Annotated in this window: 20 protein-coding genes; all 20 read left to right on the forward strand. The window is 32.3% G+C overall.

What is annotated here, in order from left to right; genetic code table 11:
* Window positions 1–4 precede the first annotated feature (4 nt).
* The 20 genes from ABD690_RS04955 (at window position 5) to ABD690_RS05050 (ending at window position 24,612) form a co-directional block, all read left to right on the forward strand.
* Window positions 5–2,299 (forward strand): NADP-dependent malic enzyme, encoded by a 2,295-nt coding sequence (locus tag ABD690_RS04955; protein ID WP_344727786.1) that lies wholly within the window; start codon window positions 5–7, stop codon window positions 2,297–2,299.
* A gap of 64 nt (window positions 2,300–2,363) precedes the next feature.
* The gene (ruvA, locus tag ABD690_RS04960) at window positions 2,364–2,945 is read left to right on the forward strand and encodes a Holliday junction branch migration protein RuvA (protein WP_344727790.1); all 582 of its coding nucleotides are present in this window, start codon (window positions 2,364–2,366) and stop codon (window positions 2,943–2,945) included.
* A gap of 6 nt (window positions 2,946–2,951) precedes the next feature.
* The gene (gene sov, locus ABD690_RS04965; RefSeq protein WP_344727794.1) at window positions 2,952–10,217 is read left to right on the forward strand and encodes a T9SS outer membrane translocon Sov/SprA; all 7,266 of its coding nucleotides are present in this window, start codon (window positions 2,952–2,954) and stop codon (window positions 10,215–10,217) included.
* Window positions 10,218–10,328: 111 nt separating this feature from the next.
* Window positions 10,329–10,709: a glycine cleavage system protein GcvH gene (gene gcvH / locus ABD690_RS04970; RefSeq protein ID WP_344727799.1), complete on the forward strand. Its 381-nt coding sequence runs from the start codon at window positions 10,329–10,331 to the stop codon at window positions 10,707–10,709.
* On the forward strand, window positions 10,702–11,082 hold the full coding sequence (locus tag ABD690_RS04975) for a VanZ family protein (RefSeq protein WP_344727803.1): 381 nt from the start codon (window positions 10,702–10,704) through the stop codon (window positions 11,080–11,082). The genes gcvH and ABD690_RS04975 overlap by 8 nt, the downstream gene beginning before the upstream one ends.
* 61 nt (window positions 11,083–11,143) lie before the next feature.
* Entirely contained in the window at window positions 11,144–11,860 is a 717-nt protein-coding gene (locus ABD690_RS04980; protein WP_344727807.1) for an energy transducer TonB, read from the forward strand.
* A gap of 114 nt (window positions 11,861–11,974) precedes the next feature.
* Window positions 11,975–12,766: an energy transducer TonB gene (locus ABD690_RS04985; protein ID WP_344727811.1), complete on the forward strand. Its 792-nt coding sequence runs from the start codon at window positions 11,975–11,977 to the stop codon at window positions 12,764–12,766.
* Window positions 12,767–12,883: 117 nt separating this feature from the next.
* Window positions 12,884–14,995 (forward strand): gliding motility protein RemB, encoded by a 2,112-nt coding sequence (locus tag ABD690_RS04990; protein WP_344727815.1) that lies wholly within the window; start codon window positions 12,884–12,886, stop codon window positions 14,993–14,995.
* A gap of 62 nt (window positions 14,996–15,057) precedes the next feature.
* Window positions 15,058–15,951 (forward strand): heme o synthase, encoded by an 894-nt coding sequence (gene cyoE, locus ABD690_RS04995; protein ID WP_344727816.1) that lies wholly within the window; start codon window positions 15,058–15,060, stop codon window positions 15,949–15,951.
* Between the two features lie 5 nt (window positions 15,952–15,956).
* The gene (locus ABD690_RS05000; protein WP_344727819.1) at window positions 15,957–16,538 is read left to right on the forward strand and encodes a cytochrome c oxidase subunit 3; all 582 of its coding nucleotides are present in this window, start codon (window positions 15,957–15,959) and stop codon (window positions 16,536–16,538) included.
* Window positions 16,539–16,664: 126 nt separating this feature from the next.
* Window positions 16,665–17,645, forward strand: coding sequence for a cytochrome c oxidase subunit 3 (locus ABD690_RS05005; RefSeq protein WP_344727821.1), 981 nt, complete (start codon window positions 16,665–16,667; stop codon window positions 17,643–17,645).
* Between the two features lie 23 nt (window positions 17,646–17,668).
* Window positions 17,669–18,052, forward strand: coding sequence for a cytochrome C oxidase subunit IV family protein (locus ABD690_RS05010; protein ID WP_344727825.1), 384 nt, complete (start codon window positions 17,669–17,671; stop codon window positions 18,050–18,052).
* Window positions 18,053–18,197: 145 nt separating this feature from the next.
* Window positions 18,198–18,917 carry a hypothetical protein gene (locus tag ABD690_RS05015; protein ID WP_344727828.1) on the forward strand — a complete coding sequence of 240 codons (720 nt, stop codon included), beginning with the start codon at window positions 18,198–18,200 and terminating at the stop codon, window positions 18,915–18,917.
* Window positions 18,907–19,653 (forward strand): SCO family protein, encoded by a 747-nt coding sequence (locus tag ABD690_RS05020; protein WP_344727832.1) that lies wholly within the window; start codon window positions 18,907–18,909, stop codon window positions 19,651–19,653. The genes ABD690_RS05015 and ABD690_RS05020 overlap by 11 nt, the downstream gene beginning before the upstream one ends.
* Window positions 19,646–20,182, forward strand: a complete 537-nt coding sequence (locus ABD690_RS05025; protein WP_344727836.1) for a DUF420 domain-containing protein — start codon at window positions 19,646–19,648, stop codon at window positions 20,180–20,182. The genes ABD690_RS05020 and ABD690_RS05025 overlap by 8 nt, the downstream gene beginning before the upstream one ends.
* Window positions 20,175–20,402, forward strand: coding sequence for a hypothetical protein (locus ABD690_RS05030; RefSeq protein ID WP_344727840.1), 228 nt, complete (start codon window positions 20,175–20,177; stop codon window positions 20,400–20,402). Before ABD690_RS05025 ends, ABD690_RS05030 begins: the two co-directional genes overlap by 8 nt.
* Window positions 20,402–21,313 (forward strand): carboxypeptidase-like regulatory domain-containing protein, encoded by a 912-nt coding sequence (locus tag ABD690_RS05035; protein ID WP_344727844.1) that lies wholly within the window; start codon window positions 20,402–20,404, stop codon window positions 21,311–21,313. Before ABD690_RS05030 ends, ABD690_RS05035 begins: the two co-directional genes overlap by 1 nt.
* Before the next feature lie 129 nt (window positions 21,314–21,442).
* Window positions 21,443–22,144: an ABC transporter ATP-binding protein gene (locus ABD690_RS05040; RefSeq protein ID WP_344727848.1), complete on the forward strand. Its 702-nt coding sequence runs from the start codon at window positions 21,443–21,445 to the stop codon at window positions 22,142–22,144.
* The gene (locus ABD690_RS05045) at window positions 22,137–23,366 is read left to right on the forward strand and encodes an ABC transporter permease (RefSeq protein ID WP_344727851.1); all 1,230 of its coding nucleotides are present in this window, start codon (window positions 22,137–22,139) and stop codon (window positions 23,364–23,366) included. The genes ABD690_RS05040 and ABD690_RS05045 overlap by 8 nt, the downstream gene beginning before the upstream one ends.
* A gap of 1 nt (window position 23,367) precedes the next feature.
* On the forward strand, window positions 23,368–24,612 hold the full coding sequence (locus ABD690_RS05050) for an ABC transporter permease (protein WP_344727853.1): 1,245 nt from the start codon (window positions 23,368–23,370) through the stop codon (window positions 24,610–24,612).
* Window positions 24,613–24,615 lie beyond the last annotated feature (3 nt).

Consider the following 24,615-nt stretch of genomic DNA (forward strand, 5'->3'; position numbering starts at 1 on the left):
TTTTATGAGTAAACAGAGCAGGAGAAGAGAAGCATTGGTTTATCATGCAAAACCAACACCAGGTAAAATAAAAGTAGTACCTACAAAAAAATATGCAAGTCAGAGAGACTTATCATTGGCATATTCACCAGGCGTTGCCGAACCTTGTTTAGAAATAGCAAAAAATGTAAATAACGTTTATAAGTATACAACTAAAGGAAATTTAGTTGCTGTAATTTCTAACGGAACTGCTGTTTTAGGATTAGGAAATATTGGTCCAGAAGCCTCAAAACCTGTAATGGAAGGTAAAGGACTTCTTTTTAAAATATTTGCAGATATAGATGTTTTTGATATTGAAATTGATACAGAAAACATAGAAGAGTTCATAGCTACAGTAAAAAATATTGCACCAACATTTGGCGGTATAAACTTAGAAGACATTAAAGCTCCTGAAGCTTTTGAAATTGAACGAAGATTAAAAGACGAATTAGATATTCCTGTTATGCATGATGATCAGCATGGAACGGCTATCATTTCTGCAGCAGCATTAATAAATGCATTAGAGCTAGCTGATAAAAAAATTGAAGATGTAAAAATTGTTATTAGTGGTGCTGGAGCAGCTGCAATTTCATGTTCAAGACTTTATCAATCATGTGGAGCTTCATTAGAGAACATGGTTATGCTAGATAGTAAAGGTGTCATAAGAAAAGACAGAGAAACCTTAACTAAAGAAAAAGCAGAATTCGCAACTCATAGAAAAATTGACACGCTTGATGAAGCCATGAAAGATGCTGATGTATTTATAGGCTTATCAACTTCAAATATTGTATCTCCAGAGATGCTAAAATCCATGGCTAATAACCCAATTGTATTTGCTATGGCAAATCCAGATCCAGAAATAGCCTATGATTTAGCAGTAGATACTAGAGAAGATATTATTATGGCAACAGGTCGTAGTGACCATCCTAATCAAGTAAATAACGTATTAGGTTTTCCGTTTATTTTTAGAGGTGCTTTAGATGTTCGAGCAACAAAAATAAACGAAGAAATGAAAATGGCAGCGGTACTTGCGTTAGCACGTTTAGCCAAAGAGTCAGTGCCAGAACAAGTAAATATAGCTTATGGAGAAACACGATTGGCATTTGGTAAAGACTATATTATTCCAAAACCATTTGATCCTAGATTAATATCTCAAATTCCACCAGCTGTAGCAAAAGCAGCTATGGAAAGCGGTGTTGCACAAGAGCCAATTACAGATTGGAAAAAATACGAAGAAGAACTTTTAGAGCGTTCAGGTTCTGATAATAAAACAGTAAGACTTTTACTGAATAGAGCAAAAATCAACCCAAAACGCGTGGTGTTTGCAGAAGCTGATCAGCTAGATGTTTTAAAGGCAGCTCAAATAGCTTATGATGAGGGCATTGCCTTTCCAATCTTATTAGGAAGAAAAGAAACAATAGAGATTTTAAAAGATGAAATTGAGTTTGATGCCGATGTTCCTATTATTGACCCTAAATCAGATGAAGAAGAGTCAAGAAAAAATGAATATGCTAAAGTATATTGGGATCAGCGCAAGCGTAAAGGTGTGACATTATTTTCTGCACAAAAAATAATGAGAGAGCGTAACTATTTTGCAGCTATGATGGTAAATCAAGGTGATGCAGATGCCTTAGTATCAGGATATTCAAGAAATTATCCGTCTGTAGTAAAACCAATGTTAGAACTAATAGGATTAGCAGAAGGCTCAAGCAGGTTAGCAACCACCAATGTGTTAATGACACAAAGAGGTCCTATGTTTTTAAGCGATACAGCAATAAATATAAATCCTTCTGCGAATGACTTAACCAAAATAGCCCAAATGACAGCCGGAGTTGTGAAAATGTTTGGTATGGAACCCGTAATGGCAATGATTTCATATTCTAATTTTGGTTCTTCAAAAAATCAAACAGCAACCAAAGTAGGAGAAGCTGTTGCTTATTTACACAAAAGACACCCTAATTTATTAGTAGACGGTGAGTTGCAAACAGATTTTGCACTAAATAGTGATATGCTACAAGCAACATTCCCGTTTTCTAAATTAGCAGGCAAAAAGGTGAATACTTTAATTTTTCCAAATTTAGAATCGGCTAATATTACCTATAAGTTACTAAAAGAACTAAACAAGGCAGATTCAATAGGGCCAATTATGATGGGTATGAGAAAGCCAGTTCACATTTTACAACTAGGAGCAAGTGTTGATGAAATTGTAAATATGACCGCCATAGCAGTAATAGATGCCCAGCAAAAGGAATACTTAAAAGCCACCAAAAAAGAACGTTAATAATGTAAGCCTCAATAATGTGAATAATTTTATTACATTTGAGAGGTTTAATTATAGTTAGTTGATGATTACACACATTCAAGGTAAACTTGTAGAGAAAAACCCAACCGATGTTACGATAGACTGTAATGGCGTTGGTTATTTACTTAATATATCTTTACATACTTTTTCAAAAATTCCAGATCAGGAGAATATAAAGTTATTTACACATCTTCAAGTAAAAGAAGATTCACATACCCTATTTGGTTTTTCATCATTAAGTGAACGAGAAATTTTTAGACTATTAATTTCAGTAAACGGTATTGGAGCTAGTATAGCAAGAACCATGCTTTCATCATTATCGCCAAAAGAAATAAGAGAAGGTATTGCCACAGAAAATGTTGCTTTAATCCAATCTATTAAAGGAATAGGAGCTAAAACTGCTCAACGAGTAATTTTGGATTTAAAAGATAAAATTTTGAAAGTTTATGATATTGATGAACTTTCGGCTCCGCAAAGCAATACAAATAAAGATGAAGCGTTATCTGCTTTAGATGTTTTAGGTTTTCAAAAAAAGCAATCAGAGCGCGTTGTGGATAATATCCTAAAAATGCAGTCAGATGCAGATGTGGAAACAATCATAAAACAAGCATTAAAAAACTTATAATATATTTTGAATACTATAACCAACTATAACTTTTGTATATCAAAAAAAACACGCTTACTCACTGTTTTTATATTATTGCTTACATCTATTGCTTGGTCTCAAGAGCCTGTAGCTCAAGACTCCATCAAAACAGGACATAGTTTAGGTAATTTACAAATGCCTAACCCTAACAGTATAGAGTCTAAATACACTTATGACCCAATAACAGATAGATATATTTATACAGAAACCGTTGGTAATTTCAATATAAACTACCCAATTATTCTTACACCAGAAGAGTTTCAGGATTTAGTTATTAAAGAGAAATTAAAAGAATATTATAAGCAAAAAACCGATGCTTTTGATGGTAAAAAAGAAGGAACTGAAGAAGAACAAAAAAATTTACTTCCAGAATTTTATGTGAATTCAGGCTTTTTTGAAACCATTTTTGGTAGTAATACCATAGAGGTAATTCCGCAAGGATCTGTAGAAATGGATTTAGGAATTTTATTTACAAAACAAGATAATCCAGCATTTTCACCAAGAAACCGAAGTAGTTTTACTTTTGATTTTGATCAGAGAATTAGTTTAAGCTTATTAGGTAAAGTAGGTACTAGGTTGCAAGTAACAGCCAATTATGATACAGAATCTACTTTTGACTTTCAAAATTTAATAAAATTAGAATACACACCAACAGAAGATGATATTATCCAGAAAATTGAAGTTGGTAACGTAAGTATGCCTCTTAACAGTTCTCTAATAACAGGCGCACAAAGTTTATTTGGTGTAAAAGCACAGTTGCAATTTGGAAAAACAACTATTACCGGTGTGTTTTCTGAACAAAAATCTGATACAAGAACTGTTGTAGCTCAAGGTGGCGGTACTTTAGAAGAATTTGACTTTTTTGCTAGAGATTACGATGAGAATAGACACTTCTTTTTAGCGCATTATTTTAGAGATAATTATGATAAAGCATTAGAAAACTATCCATTTATAAATACCAATGTACAAATAACCAGAGTTGAAGTTTGGGTTACAAATAGAAGCAATCAAACAGAAAACGTTAGAAATGTTGTTGCATTACAAGATTTAGGTGAATCAAATCCAGATCCTAATGCCAATAATATTTACTTAAATCCAATTCCTGGAGGCTTTATCAATGCAGGACCAAATGCTTATCCAAATAACGGTAATAATGATTTTGACCCTACAAGAATAGGTTCAGGATCTATTCTAACAACAGCAATAAGAGATATAGCAACAGTACAACAAGGCTTTGGCAGCTTATCAGCTAGCGTTAATGAAGGTTCAGATTATGCAAAATTAGAAAATGCCAGAAAATTACAAGAAGGACAAGAATATACATTAAACTCACAACTTGGTTATATCTCTCTAAACCAGAGATTAAACAATGATGAAGTTTTAGGTGTTGCTTTCCAATATACGGTGGGAGGTCAAGTATACCAAGTAGGAGAATTTGCAAATGATGGAGTAGATGCAACAGGAATAGATAATACAGGAGGAACAGGAACAATACCTGTTGTGACTAACAATAGCTTAATAGTTAAATTACTTAAAAGTCCAGTAACAAATGTAAATCAACCTATTTGGGATTTGATGATGAAAAACATTTATGATACTGGAGCATATCAATTAAGTCAAGAAGATTTTAAACTAAATATTTTTTACAACGAAGCATCTCCTTTAAATTTTATTTCACCAGTAGGTGGAACTTTTGGTGTTGATATAAACGGTAACCCGATTACGCCATCAACACCAAGTGATGAGTTAATAGAGAATACAACATTATTAAGGCTGTTTAATTTAGATAGATTAAACTTTAATAACGATCCGCAACAAGGCGGTGATGGGTTTTTTGATTTTGTTTCAGGCATCACTGTGCTACCTCAAAACGGAAAAATAATATTCACAAAAGCAGAACCTTTTGGGGAATATTTATTTGAGGTATTATCTACTGGTACAGAAGATTATAATAACGATGCTACTTATAACCCTAACCAAGCAAAATATGTGTTTGATGTTCTTTATAAAGAAACTAAAACAGCTGCTTTAGAAGAAGCAGATAAGAATAAGTTTAAAATAAAAGGGCGTTACAAATCTTCAGGTAGTGATGGGATTTCAATAGGCGCTTTTAACGTACCAAGAGGTTCAGTAAATGTTACAGCAGGAGGAAGAACACTTGTAGAAGGTGTAGATTATACAGTAAATTACCAATTAGGAACAGTTCAAATACTAGATGAAGCATTAAAAGCTTCAAATACACCTATTCAAGTATCTACCGAAAACAATGCGATTTTTGGGCAACAAACCAAACGTTTTACAGGAATTAATGTTGAACATAAATTTAATGAGAATTTTGTTTTAGGGGCAACATGGTTACATTTAAATGAACGACCAATAACTCAAAAAGCAAATTATAGTCAAGAGCCAATTAACAACCACATATTTGGTTTAAATGGTAATTACTCTACCGAAGTACCTTTCTTAACACGAATGGTCAATAAATTACCTAATATCGATACCGATGTGCCTTCAAACATTTCTTTAAGAGGAGAATTTGCCTATCTAGCTCCAGGAGCACCAAAAGGAACCGATTTTCAAGGAGAAGCAACATCTTATATTGATGATTTTGAAGGAACACAAAATAATATTGATTTAAAATCACCACAATCATGGTTTCTTTCAAGTAGACCAAGATTACTTCCAGGTAGCGTGCCTGGAGATGATGATTTAGGAATTCAAAACGGGTTTGGAAGAGCTTTATTAAACTGGTATACTATTGATCCAATTTTTTACAGTAATCAAAGTCCAGATGGAATTTCAGATGAAGATATTTCAAGCCTTTTTACCAGCCGTGTTTTTATAAATGAATTATTTCCACAGCAAGATATAGCTCAAGGGCAAACAACAGTTTTATACACTTTAGATTTAGCATATTATCCATCAGAAAGAGGTCCTTATAACTTTCAAACAACAGGAGTTGATATTCCTTCAAACACACTTACAAACCCAGAAAACTCTTGGGCAGGTATAACAAGACAGTTAACCTCTACTGATTTTGAACAGGCCAATGTTGAGTATATTGAGTTTTGGTTACAAGATCCATATCAAGAAAATAGTGCAAATCCAGGAGGAAAATTAGTATTCAATTTAGGGAATATTTCAGAAGATATTATAAAAGATGGAAGAAAACTGTATGAAAACGGTTTGCCTGATGATGGAAATGCAGCTATGTTACCACAATCATCTTGGGGAACAGTTTATCCACAAAACCAATCATTGATTTATGCCTTTGATACAACAGGACAACAACGCGCCAATCAAGATGTAGGTTATGATGGTTATGATGATGCAGAAGAGCAACAAGCATTTCCTAATTATGCAGCATTACCTGATCCTGCAAATGATAATTATGCTTATTTTTTAAATGCTTCTGGTAATGTATTTGATCGTTATAAAAGATACAATGGTGTAGAAGGCAATTCACCAGATACGTTTTCTGATACAAATCGTGGAGCAACCACACAACCAGATGTAGAAGATGTAAACCGTGATAATACAATGAATACAATAGATAGTTATTTTGAGTATGAGTTAGATATCACACCAGCATCATTAAATATAAACAACCCTTATGTTGTAGATATAAAAGATTCTGAATTTAGAGTTTTACCTAATGGTCAAACAGTAATCCCAAAATGGTATCAATTTAGAATCCCTGTTAGTGAATTTACCAATGCTATAGGAGGTATTTCAGATTTAAGATCTATTCGTTTTGCTCGTATGTATCTTAAAGAGTTTTCAGAAGCAACTGTTTTTCGTTTTGGAACATTAGATTTAGTAAGAAGCGAATGGAGACGTTACACACAAACACTTGATGAAGATTTAGGAGATCCTGAATTAGATAATACAGATTTTAGTATAGGAGTTATTAGTACACTTGAAAACGATGGTAGCTATCAATCTCCTCCAGGAGTTACACCAGAAGAGTTGTTTAATAACAATACTGTAATTCGTCAAAATGAGCAATCATTAGTAGCTAATGTGTGCGATTTAGAATCTCATGATGCAAGAGCTGTTTACAAAAACATTAGTGTAGATATGCGTCAATACAAGCGATTGAGAATGTTTATGCATGCTGAACCGGGAGAAACTCCTGGATTAGCAGATGGCGATTTAGTAGGTTTTATAAGAATGGGTAACGATTTAACTCAAAACTATTATCAAATAGAAGTTCCGTTAAAAGTTTCTCAAGGTATTTCTAGTGCAGCATTATGGCCTACTGAAAACGAGATTAATATTCCGTTAAAAGTACTTCAAGATATAAAAGCTAGAGCAATAAGTGATGGTAATATAAGTAGTCCTAATGCAACTTTTTATGATGTTGTAAACGAAGTTGTAAGTGCAAATTCTGTAAATGAATATGCACCTTATGTTATAGGGCAACAACGTGTTGCTATAAAAGGAAATCCTAACTTTGGAGACATTAGAACCTTAATGGTAGGAGTCAAAAATGCTTCAACTACTGAAGAGTGTGCAACCTTATGGTATAATGAATTACGATTAGCTGAATTAGATAATGAAGGCGGTTGGGCAGCTGTTTTAAGCATGGATTCAAACATAGCAGATTTTGCTACAGTAAGTGCTACTGGTAGACAAAGTACAGCAGGATTTGGAACTATAGAGCAAGGCCCTAATGAGCGTAGTAGAGAAGATGTTGTTCAATATGATGTTGTTACAAATGTGAATGTTGGACAGTTATTACCAAAAAAATGGGGTATTCAAATTCCTTTTAACTATGGTGTAGGAGAAGAAACAATAACACCAAAATATGATCAATTTTATAAAGATTTAACTTTAGAATCTCGATTAGATGCTGCAAACTCTAGCGCTGAAGAAGATCAAATTTTAGAACAATCAGAAGATTATACAAAACGAAAAAGTATAAACTTTATAGGAGTTAAGAAAAACAGAACAGGAGATGCAAAACCTAGATTCTATGATGTAGAAAATTTAACATTCAACTATTCTTATAATAAGGTAGAGCATAGAGATTTTGAAATAGAAAACTCTGTAGACAAAAGCTTAAGAGCAGGAGTAAACTATGCACATAATTTTGAGCCTGTAAATATTGAGCCTTTTAAGAAAAATGATTCATTGTTTACTGGTAAATACTGGAAACTATTAAAAGATTTTAATCTTAACTTATTGCCGTCTAACTTCACAATTACAACAAACTTTAACAGACAGTATAATAAGCAAAAATTCAGAGACACAGATTTAACAGGAGCAAACATTGCACTTGAAGAACTTTTTAGACGTAACTATACTTTTGACTTTGGTTACACCCTAAACTATAACCTAACAAAATCTTTGCAATTAAACTTTACAGCATCAAATAATAATATTGTTAGAAACTATTTTATAGATGATGTTATAAACGGAAAGCAAGACCCTGAATTAGATATTTGGGACGGATTTTTTGATTTTGGAGACCCAAATAGTCAATATCAACAATTAGGAATTAACTATGAAATACCAATAAATAAGATACCAACATTTAACTTTATAAATGCTACTTATTCTTATAGTGGAGAATTTCAATGGCAAAAAGGTTCAGATTTATTCGGTGACCTAGAAGTAGATGGTAAAACATACGATTTAGGAAATACAATTTCAAACGCAAATCAGCATAACATTAATACAACTTTAAATATGAGTAAGTTGTATAACTATATAGGCCTTAAAAAGAAAAACATAAGAAGAGGCGGATCTGCTTCTCTAGCAGCTAGACGTACGTCTAAAACAATGCCTCCCGGAGCTGTAGACAATAAAGATGCTGCCCCTAAAAAATCAAAAAATACAGGTGCCAAGTTCTTAAATGCAGGTATAGATTTATTAACGAGTGTTAAACGAATTCAATTAAACTATTCTGAAACAAACGGAACCTATTTACCAGGATATACACAATCGCCAGGCTTTATAGGGACATTAAAGCCAACTACAGGATTTACATTTGGTAGTCAAAGAGATGTAAGAGAAGAAGCTGCAAGAAAAGGATGGTTGACATTATATCCAGAATTTAATGAGCAATACACAACAAATAAAACCAAACAATTAGACTTTTCAGCAAATGTTGAACCGCTTAATGATTTACAAATAGATTTAGTAGGAAACAGAGTTTATTCTGAAAACTATACCGAAAACTATCGTGTAAATAATTTCAATGGTGAATATGAGTACGAATCATTAACACCTAATACTTACGGAAACTTCAACATCTCTACTGTTTTAATAAAAACAGCATTTAGTAGTAGTGATGAAGCGCAATCAAAAGCCTTTAATGAGTTTAAAGAAAACAGACTTTTGGTAGCTCGTAGACTAGCACAAGAAAGAGGTATAGATTTAAATAATCCTAACAATTTTGAAAATAATGACGTTAACGGCTTTCCAAAAGGATTTGGAAAAACAAGTCAGTCTGTTTTATTACCTGCATTTCTAGCTGCATATTCAGGACAAGATGCTGGTAAGGTAAAATTATCTGCATTACGAGATATCCCAATACCAAACTGGGATATTAAATATACAGGATTGATGAACTTAAAATGGTTTAAAGATAGATTTAAACGTTTTTCATTAGTTCATGGTTATCGTTCTAATTACACAATAAATCAATACAGGTCAAATTTAGATTATAAACCAATAGATTTTAGTGTAGCTTATGATGACCAGCCACAAAACGCCATAAACCAAGGCGGTAATTATAAAAACGAAACTCTATATAGTAACATAAACTTATCTGAAATGTTTAGCCCACTTCTGCGAATAGATATGGAGATGAATAACTCAATCAAGATCCTTGCAGAAATGAAAAAAGACAGATTGTTATCATTAAGTTTTGACAATAATTTAATGACAGAGGTTCAAGGTAACGAATATATTTTAGGACTAGGATATAGAGTGAAAGACGTAAAAATTAAATCAAAATTAGCCGGGCCAAGAAAGACCATTGTTAGCGATATAAATATGAAAGCAGATGTTTCTCGTCGTGACAATAAAACAATTATAAGATATTTAGATGTCGATAATAACCAGATAACATCTGGACAAACAATATGGTCTGCCAAATTCTCTGCCGATTACTCTTTCAGTAAGAGTTTAACAGCGCTTTTCTATTTTGATTACGCTTTTTCAGAGTATGCCATTTCAACAGCATTTCCTCAAACAACAATACGTTCAGGAATAACCTTGCGTTATAATTTTGGGAATTAATTTTTATAAGAAGTAAAAATTAGTCACAAATTATAAAACAGTTAGTATTATTTGTTTGAATTTATAAATTGAATAAATACATTTGTCAACAGAAATTAATAAATACAACTAATGAATATTCCAGCAGATTTAAACTACACAAAAGACCATGAATGGGTAAAAATAGATGGTGATGTAGCAACAATTGGTATTACTGATTTTGCTCAAAGCGAACTAGGAGATATTGTTTATGTAGAAGTAGAAACAGTAGACGAAACACTAGATGCCGAAGAGATTTTTGGTACCGTAGAAGCCGTAAAAACCGTGTCAGATTTATTTTTACCAGTATCTGGTGAAATAATAGAGTTTAACGAATCTCTAGAAGATGAACCAGAAAAAGTAAATTCAGATCCTTATGGAGATGGCTGGATGATAAAAGTAAAGTGTTCTGATACTTCAGAGTTTGATAACTTAATGTCTGCAAGTGATTATAAAGATTTGATAGGTGCATAATAAATCTGCGTTACTCATTTCAATAGGTTATACCATTGTGCTCACCACACTTTGCCTAATCACTATTGATTTTGATAGCGTAGACGATGTAGCACCATCATATAGTGATAAAATTTTTCATTTTTTATCCTATACCATTTTAACCTCACTATGGTATTACACTATAAAAAAGCAGTTTAAACTAAAGCCAATAAAAGCCTTGGTTTATGTTGCCGTAGCAGTAATAATTTTTGGCATAATGGTTGAGGTATTACAAGAGGTGTTCACAAGCACAAGAGTTTTTGATGTGTTTGACATCTTATCAAACACAACTGGAGTACTTATAGCGGTTATAATACTGTTATATAAAATAAAAACAGAAGTTAAAAAATAATAATCGTTTGCTTTTTTGCCAGATAAATGGTTATTTTAGCAATCAGGAAAAAAAGAATAATATGGAACCTAAAAAAAATCCTAAAGCAAATGTAGGTAGAAACAGTTCGCTGTTTTTTGCAATCGGTCTTGCATTAATGTTATTTTTAGCAAACTATGCTATAAATTATAAAACCTATGACAAAGTAACTGTAGATATAGGTAAATTAAACCTAGATGAAGAATTAGAAGAAGAAGTTCCTATTACTGAAACACTTCAAACACCACCGCCACCACCACCGCCACCAGCAGCACCAGAAGTTATTGAGGTTGTTGAAGACGAAGAAGAAGTGGAAGAAACAGTTATAGAGTCTACAGAAACAAGTCAAGAAGAAGAAATTGTAGAAGTAGAAGAAGTAGAAGTAGAAGAAGTAGAAGAAGACGTTGAAGTACCTTTTGCAATAATTGAAAATGTACCAGTTTTTCCTGGATGTGAAAAAGGAGATAACAATGCTAAAAAAGCATGTATGAACCAAAAGATAAATAAGTTCATCGCTAGAAAGTTTAATACAGATTTAGCTCAAGATTTAGGACTATCAGGAGTACAAAAAATTAGTGTATTCTTTAAAATTGATAAAAACGGAAACATTGTAGATGTTAAGTCAAGAGCTCCACACCCAAAATTAGAGCAAGAAGCACAACGTGTAGTAAATATGCTACCTAAAATGAAACCTGGAATGCAAAGAGGTAAAGCTGTAAGAGTACCTTACTACTTACCAATTAAATTCCAAGTGCAGTAAATACTGACGTTTTTCTAAAAAATTAAAATCCCGTTATAAACTTTATAACGGGATTTCTTTTTTGGTATGCTTATTGTGATTTTATAATAATATTAACATTTAAACGATATTATTATGAATTCTATTAAAAAGAATCACGAGCTCATTCGCCAAAACGAGTCTCGTACAAAAAAGCCACAAAAGCATGATGCAAATTTACAAAAAAACTCAACGCTCTATTTTCAAATAGGACTAATACTGTCTCTGTTTGTAACCTATGGGTTGTTTCAAATGACATTTAAAACAAAAACTTACGCAGCAGAAGTTATTCATGACCTTCCACAAGAAGATCTCTATGTTTATAATGAAACGTATGCGGTTTATGAAGAGCAACCTGAAAAACAACAGGAAACAAAGCGTAGTTATGATCCCTATTTAGAACCAGACGTTGTTGACAATGATGATGATTCTCAAGAGGAATCCGAGATTTTTCCACAAACAACTTCAGATGAACCGGTTCTCGATCCAGGAAGTGTTACTGTTTACGAACCACCGGTAGATTTACCTCCTATGAATGTTATGCTAGTAGAACAAGTACCAATTTTTCCTGGTTGTGAATATGCAACATCAAATGAAGAACGACGCGAATGCTTGTCTCAAAAAATGTCAAAATTCGTTCAAAAAAAATTTAATACTGATTTAGCACAAGATTTGGGGCTTTCAGGAATTCAAAGAATCAATGTGCTTTTTAAAATTGATAAAAACGGACACGTAGTAGATATAAAGTCTAGAGCACCACATCCACAATTAGAGAAAGAAGCAAACAAGGTTATAGAAAAACTACCTCAAATGACACCAGGAAAACATGGTGAAAAAAATGTAGAAGTACTTTATGCATTACCAATTCGGTTTGATGTGCGAAATTAAAGCCATTACATAATGTTATTTTTTATAAGCCGTTATTAAGTATTTAGATAACGGCTTTTTATATGGCTGTTATTAAAAAAATAGTATCTTTCAACATTCAAATTCATACGTATCAACATGAAGAAATTTGTAATAATAAGCTTTCTATTTATTCAATATAGTTTTTTAGCACAAACCAATTTTTTATACGAAAAACCACCAACATTTTCCGAGTGTGATAATGTAGATCTAGAGATGTTGCAATCATGTTTCGATAATAAAATTTTCACACATATATTTAATACGTTTAATGTTCCTGAAACGGTAACTTCAGAGAACTATAAAGGTGATGTCGTTGTGCTTTTTGAAGTTGATAAAGAAGGAAGTTTTAGAGTTATTTATGTTGATGCTGTATACGAATCGCTTAAAGAAGAAGCTAAACGTGTTTTTGATGAATTGCCTAAAATAAAGCCTGCAACTTATAACGGTAACCCAACATTTAAACAATATTCTATTCCTATTAAAATTCCGTTGGTAAACCAAGCTGTTACAACCCAAGATTTATCAAAATCACCAGCAAATCCTAATGAGCTAACAGCATTAGAGAAAGCTTCAAAAACCGAGTATGATAGTGTAAATAAAAAGTTGACACCGTACTCAAGAAAAGAATATAAAAGTCAGCTAAATATTCCGTTTACACACAGTTATTATTCTAGATTTGACCGAAGCATAAATTTAGTTGGTACTAATAGTCATACAGCTTCAAAGCCTTATGTTTATGAAGATGTTTCAAGATATTATGATTTCAAAGCAGAAAAAGATTCGTTAAAAAAAGGATCAGATTCTTTTGTATCAAGAAAATTATGGAACGAACGTTTGGTACGTGTTGAGGCTAAACATTATTGGTTTGCAATAGATCCTATTTTTGATTTTGAAGTAGGAAAAGATACTGATGCAAGTTTTGGAACAACATATAATAATACTCGAGGTGTAAATATTCAAGGAGGTTTAGGAAAGAAATTTAATTTTTATGCATCGGTTTTTGAAAGTCAAGGCCGCTTTCCTGAATACTATAATCAATATGCTGAATCAATAAAAGCCGTTGACGAAGCAGGCATTGTGCCAGGCAGAGGTATTGCAAAGCGATTTAATACTGATGCCTTTGATTATCCAGTAGCCGAAGCTTATTTGTCTTACACACCAGTATCGTTTTTTAACGTACAGTTTGGTCACGGTAAAAACTTTATTGGCGATGGTTATAGGTCCTTATTTGTTAGTGATGTAGCAAGTCCTTCGCCTTTTTTAAAACTGAACACCACCTTTTGGAAAATAAAATATACCAATACATGGATGTGGCTTAAAGATGTAAGACCAAGTGCTACTGATATAAACGGGGCTTACTTAAGTAAGTATATGGCAACACACTTTTTAAGTTGGAATGCTACCAAACGATTAAATATTGGTTTTTTTGAATCTGTTATTTGGGCAAAAACAGCAAATAGAGGTTTTGATATCAATTATATTAACCCCATTATATTTTACCGAGCAATAGAGTTTGAAACAGGTCAGGATTCTGGAAATGCTATTATGGGGCTTTCAGCGAAATATAAAATAAATGATAATATTAATGTTTATGGACAGTTTATTTTAGATGAATTTTCGTTGAGTGATGTATCCGCAGGAAATAAAAGTTGGAAAAATAAAAACGGGTACCAATTAGGGATAAAATATTACAATGCTTTTAAGCTAAAAAATTTAATGCTTCAAGCAGAATATAACCGTGTAAGACCTTATACATACTCTCATAATACTACTTTTTTAAACTATGGGCATAATAACCAATCTATGGCGCATCTTTGGGGAGCAAACTTTAGTGAGTTTATCCTTATAGGACGTTATCATTATAAACGTTGGTTTGGTAATGCAAAACTTGTTGTTGGCGAGCGTGGTTTTGATTTTAATGACGGCTCAGACGACTTTAGTTATGGTGGAGATATTTACCGTAATTATAATGAGAGACCTTATGATACAGGTGTTGTTATTGGTCAAGGTAATAATACAACCACTTTTTTTGGAAACTTACAAGCGGGTTATGTTATAAACCCTGCAACTAACTTAAGAATATTTGCTGATGTAACTTTTAGAGACTTTAATCCTGAAGCGCAAACAGTATCAACTTTTAAATCTAATACGGTTTGGTTTAATTTTGGAATCCGTACCGATTTATTTAATTGGTATTTTGATTTGTAGAATTAACTTTTCAAAGTATCTTTGCAGTCGCAATATAATCAGCGATAAAGCAAGATATCACTTTGGGTAAAACAATTACTTCAACAGCAAGACCATCACTAATTTCAGACTTCAAAGAAATTACAAAAATTCGCTTGTCTGTAAGTGTCGTGTTTTCATCGCTAGCTGGATATTTGCTGGGAGTTGAAACAGTAAACTATCAAACTTTAGTATTGCTTGCACTTGGCGGCTATTTTATGGTAGGAGCCTCTAATGCTTTCAATCAAATTATAGAAAAAGATCTTGATGCGTTAATGAAACGCACAAAAAACAGACCTATTCCTTCTGGGCGTATGTCAGTATCTACAGCCTTTGTAATTGCTTGTGTTTTTACAATTTTGGGGATAGCTATTTTGTATGTTATTAACCCTAAAACGGCTATGTTTGGCGCTATTTCTATATTCTTATATACATGTGCTTATACACCGTTAAAAACTAAAACACCACTAGCTGTTTTTGTTGGAGCTATTCCAGGAGCTATTCCATTTATGTTAGGTTGGGTTGCAGCAACTAATGATTTTGGTATTGAGCCAGGCACTTTGTTTGCAATTCAGTTTTTTTGGCAATTTCCTCATTTTTGGGCCATAGGTTGGTTTTTGTTTGACGATTATAAGAAAGGCGGCTTTTTTATGTTGCCAACAGGAAAGCAAGATAAAGGTACTGCCGTACAAACAATCATGTATACTGTTTGGACAATTTTAGTTTCTATTGTACCAGTATTTGGTTTTACAGGCCGATTATGTTTAACACCCGTATCAGCTATTGTTGTGTTTTTGCTAGGGTTAGGTATGTTATATTACGCAATTCAGTTGTACAAAAAAATGACTGTTGTAGCAGCACGACAACTTATGCTGGCTAGTGTTTCTTACATCACATTACTTCAAATAGTATACGTATTAGATAAATTTTTAAGATAAAAACCATGGATTTAACCCAAGGAACAATACAAGAAAAAACAGGTAGAGCAAAAAAAATGATGCTTTGGTTTGGCATTATTTCATTAGTAATGTCATTTGCAGGCTGGACAAGTGCGTTTGTTGTGAGTAGCACCAGACCAGATTGGTTAAGCGATTTTCAAATGCCTGAAGCGTTCATGATGAGTGTTGTAATTATGCTTGTAAGTAGTGTAACACTACTTGTAGCAAAATATGCTTTGAAAAATAATAACAGACCATTAGCAACAAGTATGTTGCTAGTTACCTTTGCTTTAGGAATTATTTTTATTTATAATCAGTTTTCTGGGTTTAGAGATATTATCAACGCAGGATATAATTTTACAGGCCCAACAAGTAATGTAACAATGTCTTACATCTACCTTATTGCAATTGTACATATACTGCACGTTGTAGTTGGTTTAATTTGCTTGTTAGTAGTAGTTATAAACCATTTTAGAAATAAATATACAGCAGAAAACATGTTAGGGTTTGAACTAGCGGCAACATTTTGGCATTTTGTTGATATTCTGTGGTTATACTTATTTTTCTTTTTATACTTTTTTAAATAAATAATAATATAAAATAATCAACTAAAGCGATATCTTATTTAGAGTCTTTAAAATTTAGCAAGGGATATTTCTTTAGAAAAATAAAATGATTATTTTTGTGCAACTTTTAATAACTAAACCAAACATATGGATACTACAGTTGTAAATACTGGTACAGAAGGTAAAACTTGGGGTGGAGGAAACGAGCCTTTAAAGGCGAGTTATGGAAAAATGATGATGTGGTTTTTCATCGTTTCTGATGCTTTAACGTTTTCTGGGTTTTTAGCTGCCTACGGGTTTTCAAGATTTAAATTTATTGACTATTGGCCTATAGCTGATGAAGTGTTTACTCACGTTCCGTTTTTACATGGGCAAGAATTACCTATGATTTACGTAGCGTTTATGACATTTATACTTATTATGTCATCTGTAACTATGGTACTTGCTGTTGATGCAGGTCATCATATGAACAAGGCTAAAGTAACCTTGTATATGTTCTTAACCATTATTGGTGGTGTTATATTTGTTGGTTCTCAAGCTTGGGAATGGGCAACATTCATTAAAGGAGATTATGGTGCTATTGAAACTAAAGGAGGAAACATTCTTCAATTGGTAGATACAGATGGACATAGAGTCGCATTAAGAGATGTAGCATTAATTGAGCATAAAGAAAGAACAACTCACGAGCGCAAGAATGGTATTTGGTTTGTTGATGAAACTGAACTACCAGCTTACACTGTAGATGAGGTTATAAACGGTGTTGTTGCAAATGAAAATGTTTTAGTAAGAACACAGTTGCTTAATGAAGAAGGTCATAAAACAGTACTTTCAAGAGAAGAATCTATTAAAGAACTTAAAAATAATGGCGCTGTAATTGTTGAAGGAGCTAATTTGCAACATAATGAGTATGGTTCTCCTTTATTTGCAGACTTCTTTTTCTTTATCACAGGATTTCACGGATTCCACGTACTTTCAGGAGTCGTGTTAAACATCATTATTTTCTTTAACGTAATAATAGGAACTTACGAGAGAAGAAAAAGCTACGAAATGGTTGAGAAAGTAGGTCTTTATTGGCACTTTGTAGATTTAGTTTGGGTATTTGTATTTACATTCTTCTACCTAGTTTAATTAATTAGATAATATCATTCAAAATGGCAGACGCACATAAATTAGAAATATTTAGAGGATTTGTTAAATTCAAATCTAATCAACAAAAAATTTGGGGAGTATTAATTTTACTTTCTATTATCACAGCGATTGAAGTAGTATTAGGTATCTATAAGCCTGAAGCTTTAAATGAGCATTTTATTGGAATGAAAATTCTTAATTGGATTTTTATAATCTTAACAATAGTAAAAGCATATTATATCACTTGGGATTTTATGCACATGAGAGATGAAACAGCAGGATTAAGACGCGTTGTTGTATGGACAGCAGTATTCTTAATTTGTTACCTAGTTTTCATATTATTACAAGAAGGTGGTTATGTACAGAGCGTTTATGAAAACGGATACATAAAACAACACGGGTTTTAATAATAGAACAACGTTAAATAGATAAAAAAGGCGGTTTTTTAAACCGCCTTTTTTTATTTTTGCATATCAATAACAAACACTTTATGTTGTTCTTAAAAAGTAAAACACATAGTGTTTATTTATATGTAAATAAAAACATACTTACATGATATCAAAACAAGTAAAAAGAAACCTGATACTAGGAATTTTGTTTTTTCTTCCAGTTACATTTTTATTGTTTCTATATCCAGCAAAGCATAATTACAATGCGCTAGATGTTGTAAAACCTCAAGTTAGCGAGCTTGTTAATTTTTCAACAGAAGAAGGCTTACCTGTAAATTTAGAAAATCACTTAACCGTATTAAGCTTTTTGGGAAGTAACCCCAAATCCAGACTTACCGAAGCCTTAAACCTTAAAGAACTAGTTTACGATAAGTTTAAAGGATTTAAAACCTTTCAAATAGTTGTTGTTTTACCTAATGAGGCAAAACATCAATTAGCAAGTTTAAAGCAAGAAATAATGAAGTACGAGCCATTAGAGTATTGGCAATTTGCATTTGCAGATGGGCAATCTATTCAGGCTTTTTTTAATAGTTTAAATGCAAATTTTAAACTAGATGATAATCTTTCTTCAAGCAATGTTTTTATAATTGATAAGGAATTAAACCAGAGAGGTCGTCTAGATGATCGTACAGATAATGAGATAGAAAAGCAAGCAGCTATATATTCATTATATTCATATAATTGTATAGAAGTAGCCGAACTTAAAAATAAAATGAGTGAAGATATGCGCGTTTTATTTACAGAATATAGACAAAAACGTAAAGGAAATTTTGACTCAAATACCAGAAGAGCAAACGATTTAAAAACACATCATGAGCAATAAAACAAATTATTCATACGTAGGCATTGCATTTATCATATTAGTATTTGGAATTATTTTTATTCCAAAAATTATTGACAGAGTAAAAAACAATGACATTACTCGTAACGATAGAATGAGCCAAGGTCAAGATAATAACTTTAGCGATGATTCTGCTTTAGAGTTTATTAAAATAAACGGAGAACCTAAAAAAGTACCAGCCTTTACTTTTACAGATCAAAACGGAAAGACAATTACCGAAAAAGATTATTTAGGTAAAGTTTATGTTGTTGAATTCTTTTTTACAACATGCCCAACAATTTGTCCTAAAATGAATAAAAATTTAGTACAAATTCAAAATGCTTTTAAAGAGTTTGAAAATTTTGGCGTTGCATCTTTTACAATCAATCCTGATTATGATACAATCGAGGTTTTAAAGGCTTATGCAGACCAATATGGTATTACAAATCCTAATTGGCATTTAATGACAGGAGATGAAGAAGCTATTTACAAATTAGCTAATCAAGGATTTAACATCTATGTAGGCGAAAATGAAAACATTGATGGTGGTTTTGAACATTCTGGAAATTTTGCACTTATTGATAAAAATGGTTTTATAAGATCAAGAAAAGACAACTTTGATAACCCTAAAATTTTCTATGCTGGTGTTATTAGTCAAGAAGAAAAGGTTGATGAAGACGGTCAAAAAGAAGAAATCACCATGCTAAAAGAAGACATAAAAAAACTATTAAATGAATAATCAGGAGACACTTCAAGACGAAAAAAAATACAATAAATGGATTGTTGTATTGTCAGTACTAATACCTATTGTAGTAGCTGTATTATTTGGAATTAAAATCCCTAATGTTGAGCCTTTAACATTTTTGCCTCCTATTTATGCAACCATTAATGCAATCACAGCAATAGTATTAATTATAGCTTTTTGGGCAATAAAAACAAAAAAACAAGCACTTCATGAAAAGCTAATGAAATTTGCCATTATGCTTTCAGTTGCTTTTTTAGCTATGTATGTAGCTTATCATATGACTAGTGATTCAACAAAATTTGGTGGAGAAGGTATTGTGAAATATATATATTATTTTATTCTGATAACACACATTTTGTTATCCATCATTATTATACCTTTTGTGTTAATTACTTATGTGCGCGCAATAACTAAAAACTTTGAGCGTCATAAAAAAATAGCCCGTATAGCATTCCCGTTATGGTTGTATGTTGCTGCCACAGGCGTAATTGTTTATGTTATGATCTCTCCTTACTATGTATAATTTAAAGCGAAATATATTAGTTCTTGTTTTTACAGTAATAAGTTTTGTTAGTGCCAATGCCCAGTGTGCTATGTGTCGTGCTGTTTTAGAAAGTGAAGAAGGACAAGCCACAGCAAAAGGAATTAATGATGGTATTATTTACCTTATGGCAATACCTTATATTTTAGTAGGTGGAATAGGGTTTTTTATTTACAGAAAATTTAGAACCAAAAAAAAATAATGAAATATCTGTTTTGTGTTTTCTTTGGGTTAGTAGTACTAAATAACATACAAGCACAAAACATTTCTGGACAAATCACAGCTGTAAATGATGAGCCATTACCATATTCTAATGTAAGTATTCTGAATAAAAACATAGGCACATCGGCTGATAGTTTAGGAGTTTTTAATTTTAATGTTAGTAAACATTTAGGGGATACAATATTTGTTTCTCAACTAGGATACCAGACTAAAAAAATTCCAGTAAACTCTCTAATAAATCAAACCTTTGTAAAGATTATACTTTTAGAATCACAATCTATTTTAGATGAAGTTCTTATTTCCAATAAAAAAAAGACCTATACATCAGTAAAAACTTTAGGAGTTAATCGTAGTAAAATAAAATTTAGATCTTCTGTGCCTTATGGTTATGAGCGATGCTTGTATATAGAAAACAAAGAAGGTAAAAAAGGTAAGCTACTATGGGTTTCTTTTGATCTTAAAAAGAAAAAACCTAGAGAAGGTTATGATATGTTTCCTACATATTATAGAATTAAATTTTATGAATTTAATAAAGCCAAAAACATTCCTGATACGCCACTGTCAAGTTTTGATAGTATCATAAAGCCAAAAAATAAAAACCAGAAGGTAACTATAAACCTTAATGAGACTTATATGCCTTTTTCCAATTCAGGAATTTGTGCTTGTATAGAAGCAATAAATCCAAAACCTAATCAGCCTAAAAAAACTATGTATCTCACTGCGCCAAACTTGGTTGTAACTTATAATGAGCAAGCACTTACTTGGTCAAGTTACAGAGGGCAATTATGGACACATATGACGAGAAAAATGAAATGGAAAGCCTTTGGTAAAACAAGTTATTACTACGCAAATCCAATGATGAAAATAGGCGTTCAGTTTGAAAAACAGTAATGTACTTTATTAAATGTTTAACACTTATAAAAGCACCTCTCAATAAATATTATTTATTTTTATTGTAACATTCTAGGCTGTTTATAGTCTAATGTGTATAAGACAAAACAATCAATCAAAATATTTGGTATGTTAAACATCCGAAAACTACATAAATCTTATCCAATAGGAGATTCTAGTTTGCATGTATTAAAGGGTATTGATCTTTCTGTAAAAGAAGGAGAAATGGTAGCAATTATGGGGTCTTCCGGTTCTGGAAAATCTACATTGCTAAATATTATAGGAATGCTAGACGAAGCAGATGAAGGCGATTACATTCTAGACGAAGTTCCTATTAAAAACCTTACTGAAAAGAAAGCAGCCATTTATAGAAATAAATTTCTAGGATTTATATTTCAATCATTTAATCTTATAAACTATAAAAACGCTCTTGAAAACGTAGCATTACCATTATATTATCAAGGTATGAAACGTTCTGAAAGACAAGAAAAAGCATTGTTTCATTTAGAAAAAGTAGGTCTAAAAGATTGGGCACACCATTTACCTAATGAGTTGTCAGGAGGTCAAAAACAACGTGTTGCAATTGCTAGAGCTTTAGCAGCAAATCCTAAATTATTATTAGCAGATGAGCCTACAGGTGCTTTAGATACTAAAACGTCTCATGAAATCATGGCGTTTATTCAGCAATTAAATGATGAAGGCAAAACCATACTCATGGTAACTCACGAAGAAGATATAGCAAGCATGTGTAAGCGAGTTGTTCGTTTAAAAGATGGTGTTATTATGGAAGATGCTTTTGTAGAACAAGTAAGAGCAGAACAATATGTTTGATTTAGATCTTTGGCGTGAAATATTTCAAAGTATAAATAAAAATAGAACACGAAGTCTATTATCAGGATTTACAGTGGCGTTTGCTATTTTATTATTTGCAATACTATTTGGTTTAGCTAAAGGTTTAGAAAACACGTTTTCTGACGCCTTTAATGACGATGCTAATAATGCAATTTTTATTTACGCAGGCAGAACAGCAAAGGCACATAAGGGATTACAAGCAGGCAGACGTATTCAGTTTAAAAATGAAGACTATGACTATGTAAAGGAAGAGTTTTCAGATAAAGTACAATACATCACAGCACGAATTTATAGAAATGTTACTGCAACATTTAGAAACGAAAAAAATAGCTACTCGGTAAGAGCCGTTCATCCAGATCATCAATATTTAGAAGTAACTTCTATAAAAGAAGGACGTTATATAAACCAGCGTGATATAGACGAAAAATCTAAAGTTGTCGTTATTGGCCGGTTGGTTGAAGAAGACTTATTTCTTAAAACAACAGCTTTAGGAAAGTATATAAACCTTAATGGCATTCAATATAAAATTGTAGGTGTATTTACTGATGAAGGAAACGATAATGAAGAGCGTATCATTTATATGCCCGTATCTACTGCACAGCGTATTTATGGTAATAACGACTATATTGATCAAATTAACTTGACCTATAATCCTGAAATGGATTATGATGAAGCCATTAGTTTTGGTAGAACCATTACCAATAAAATGAAAGACCGTTTTGATGTGGCTTCTTCAGATCAAAGAGCTATAAGAATTCAAAACATGGCTGAAGCCAACAAAAATGTTGGACAAATGACAGGAGCTTTAGGAATTATAATTTTAATCATAGGTTTTGGTACACTAATAGCAGGTGTTGTAGGAATAAGCAACATTATGATTTTTATAGTAAAAGAGCGCACTAAAGAAATTGGTATTCGTAAAGCATTAGGTGCTACGCCAAAATCTATAATTTCTATAATTTTAATAGAATCTATTCTTATTACTGCCATAGCTGGTTATGTTGGTTTATTAGTAGGAATGGGTGTTTTAGAATGGGCAGGACCTATGCTAGAAACATATTTTATAAAAGACCCAAGCGTAAAACCTTCATTAATAATAGGTGCAACTATCACATTAATTTTAGCAGGTTCTATAGCAGGATATTTACCAGCAAAAAAAGCATCACAAATAAAACCTATTGTAGCATTAAGAGACGACTAATATGTTTAAATTTTTAACAGATAGAGATACCTGGCAAGAGGTTTTTGATAGTTTAAGCAAAAACAAACTTCGTTCTATACTTACTATGGTAGGCGTTTGGTGGGGCATTTTATTGCTTATAGGTTTATTAGGCTCTGCTCGAGGTTTAGAGAATGCCTTTAATAGACTTTTTGGTGATTTTGCAACAAATAGTGTTTTTATTTGGGGGCAAAATACAAGTAAACCGTTCAAAGGTTTTCAAGAGGGTAAGCAAGTAAAGTTATCATTATCAGATGCAATAAAGGTTGAAGAGAATATAGAAGGAATTGAGTTTGTCGTGCCTAGAAATCAAAACCAGGCAACTGTAGTTCGCAATTTTTTATCAGGAACATTTGGTGTCAATGGTGATTATCCACTTTTAGATAAAGTACAAAAGAAAAAGCTTATCCATGGGCGATTTATAAATCAAAATGATATAGATAATAACAGAAAAGTAGTTGTTATTTCTGAAAATGTCTATAAACAACTTTTTGAAAAAGATGAGCAAGCCATGGGAGAGCTCATTCAAATTAACGAAATGAACTTTTTGGTTATTGGTATTTTTGAAGACGGTAATATGAATATGGGACCATCATCAGATATGCACATTCCATTTACAACCTTCCAACAAATATACAATCAAGGAGATCGTATAGGCTGGATGATGATAACAGGAAAACCAGATTTTGATATAAAACAAATAGAAGAAGATTCTAAATTATTACTTAAAAACTTAAACCGTATTCACCCTAAAGATAACCGAGCTTTTGGAAGTTTTAATTTAGGAAACGAATTTGCTAAAATGACAGGTTTCTTAACAGGAATGCAATTTTTAACTTGGTTTGTAGGTATAGCAACACTTATAGCAGGTGTATTTGCCATAGGCAATATATTACTTATAACAGTAAAAGAACGTACCAAAGAAATAGGAGTAAGGCGAGCATTAGGCGCAACACCTTATGAAATAAAACGACAAATATTAGTAGAAGCCGTATTTATTACACTACTAGCTGGTTTTATGGGAATAATAAGTGGCGGCTGGATACTTATTGCTATGGATGCTGCTTTTGGGCAAGGTGACGACGCAGCTATTGTAAACGCATCAGTTTCTATTACAGTTGTTTTTGTGGCTCTTATTATTTTGGTAGTTTTAGGCACTTTAATAGGGCTTATTCCAGCGTTCAAAGCCACAAGTATAAAACCTATAGAAGCATTAAGAGAAGAATAGAAT

Origin of the sequence: Corallibacter vietnamensis (assembly GCF_039537875.1) — a bacterium.
GTDB lineage: Bacteria > Bacteroidota > Bacteroidia > Flavobacteriales > Flavobacteriaceae > Corallibacter > Corallibacter vietnamensis.

What these genes read in the sequence shown, in the direction of transcription:
- ABD690_RS04985 (WP_344727811.1), top strand. Translation starts at nt 11,975, where the DNA reads ATGAATTCTATTAAAAAGAATCACGAGCTCATTCGCCAAAACGAGTCT.
- ABD690_RS05050 (WP_344727853.1), top strand. Translation starts at nt 23,368, where the DNA reads ATGTTTAAATTTTTAACAGATAGAGATACCTGGCAAGAGGTTTTTGAT.
- ABD690_RS05035 (WP_344727844.1), top strand. Translation starts at nt 20,402, where the DNA reads ATGAAATATCTGTTTTGTGTTTTCTTTGGGTTAGTAGTACTAAATAAC.
- ABD690_RS05010 (WP_344727825.1), top strand. Translation starts at nt 17,669, where the DNA reads ATGGCAGACGCACATAAATTAGAAATATTTAGAGGATTTGTTAAATTC.
- ABD690_RS05030 (WP_344727840.1), top strand. Translation starts at nt 20,175, where the DNA reads ATGTATAATTTAAAGCGAAATATATTAGTTCTTGTTTTTACAGTAATA.
- gcvH (WP_344727799.1), top strand. Translation starts at nt 10,329, where the DNA reads ATGAATATTCCAGCAGATTTAAACTACACAAAAGACCATGAATGGGTA.
- ABD690_RS05045 (WP_344727851.1), top strand. Translation starts at nt 22,137, where the DNA reads ATGTTTGATTTAGATCTTTGGCGTGAAATATTTCAAAGTATAAATAAA.
- ABD690_RS05020 (WP_344727832.1), top strand. Translation starts at nt 18,907, where the DNA reads ATGAGCAATAAAACAAATTATTCATACGTAGGCATTGCATTTATCATA.
- ABD690_RS04990 (WP_344727815.1), top strand. Translation starts at nt 12,884, where the DNA reads ATGAAGAAATTTGTAATAATAAGCTTTCTATTTATTCAATATAGTTTT.
- ABD690_RS05005 (WP_344727821.1), top strand. Translation starts at nt 16,665, where the DNA reads ATGGATACTACAGTTGTAAATACTGGTACAGAAGGTAAAACTTGGGGT.
- ABD690_RS05015 (WP_344727828.1), top strand. Translation starts at nt 18,198, where the DNA reads ATGATATCAAAACAAGTAAAAAGAAACCTGATACTAGGAATTTTGTTT.
- ABD690_RS05025 (WP_344727836.1), top strand. Translation starts at nt 19,646, where the DNA reads ATGAATAATCAGGAGACACTTCAAGACGAAAAAAAATACAATAAATGG.
- ABD690_RS04955 (WP_344727786.1), top strand. Translation starts at nt 5, where the DNA reads ATGAGTAAACAGAGCAGGAGAAGAGAAGCATTGGTTTATCATGCAAAA.
- ABD690_RS05000 (WP_344727819.1), top strand. Translation starts at nt 15,957, where the DNA reads ATGGATTTAACCCAAGGAACAATACAAGAAAAAACAGGTAGAGCAAAA.
- ABD690_RS04980 (WP_344727807.1), top strand. Translation starts at nt 11,144, where the DNA reads ATGGAACCTAAAAAAAATCCTAAAGCAAATGTAGGTAGAAACAGTTCG.
- ABD690_RS05040 (WP_344727848.1), top strand. Translation starts at nt 21,443, where the DNA reads ATGTTAAACATCCGAAAACTACATAAATCTTATCCAATAGGAGATTCT.
- ruvA (WP_344727790.1), top strand. Translation starts at nt 2,364, where the DNA reads ATGATTACACACATTCAAGGTAAACTTGTAGAGAAAAACCCAACCGAT.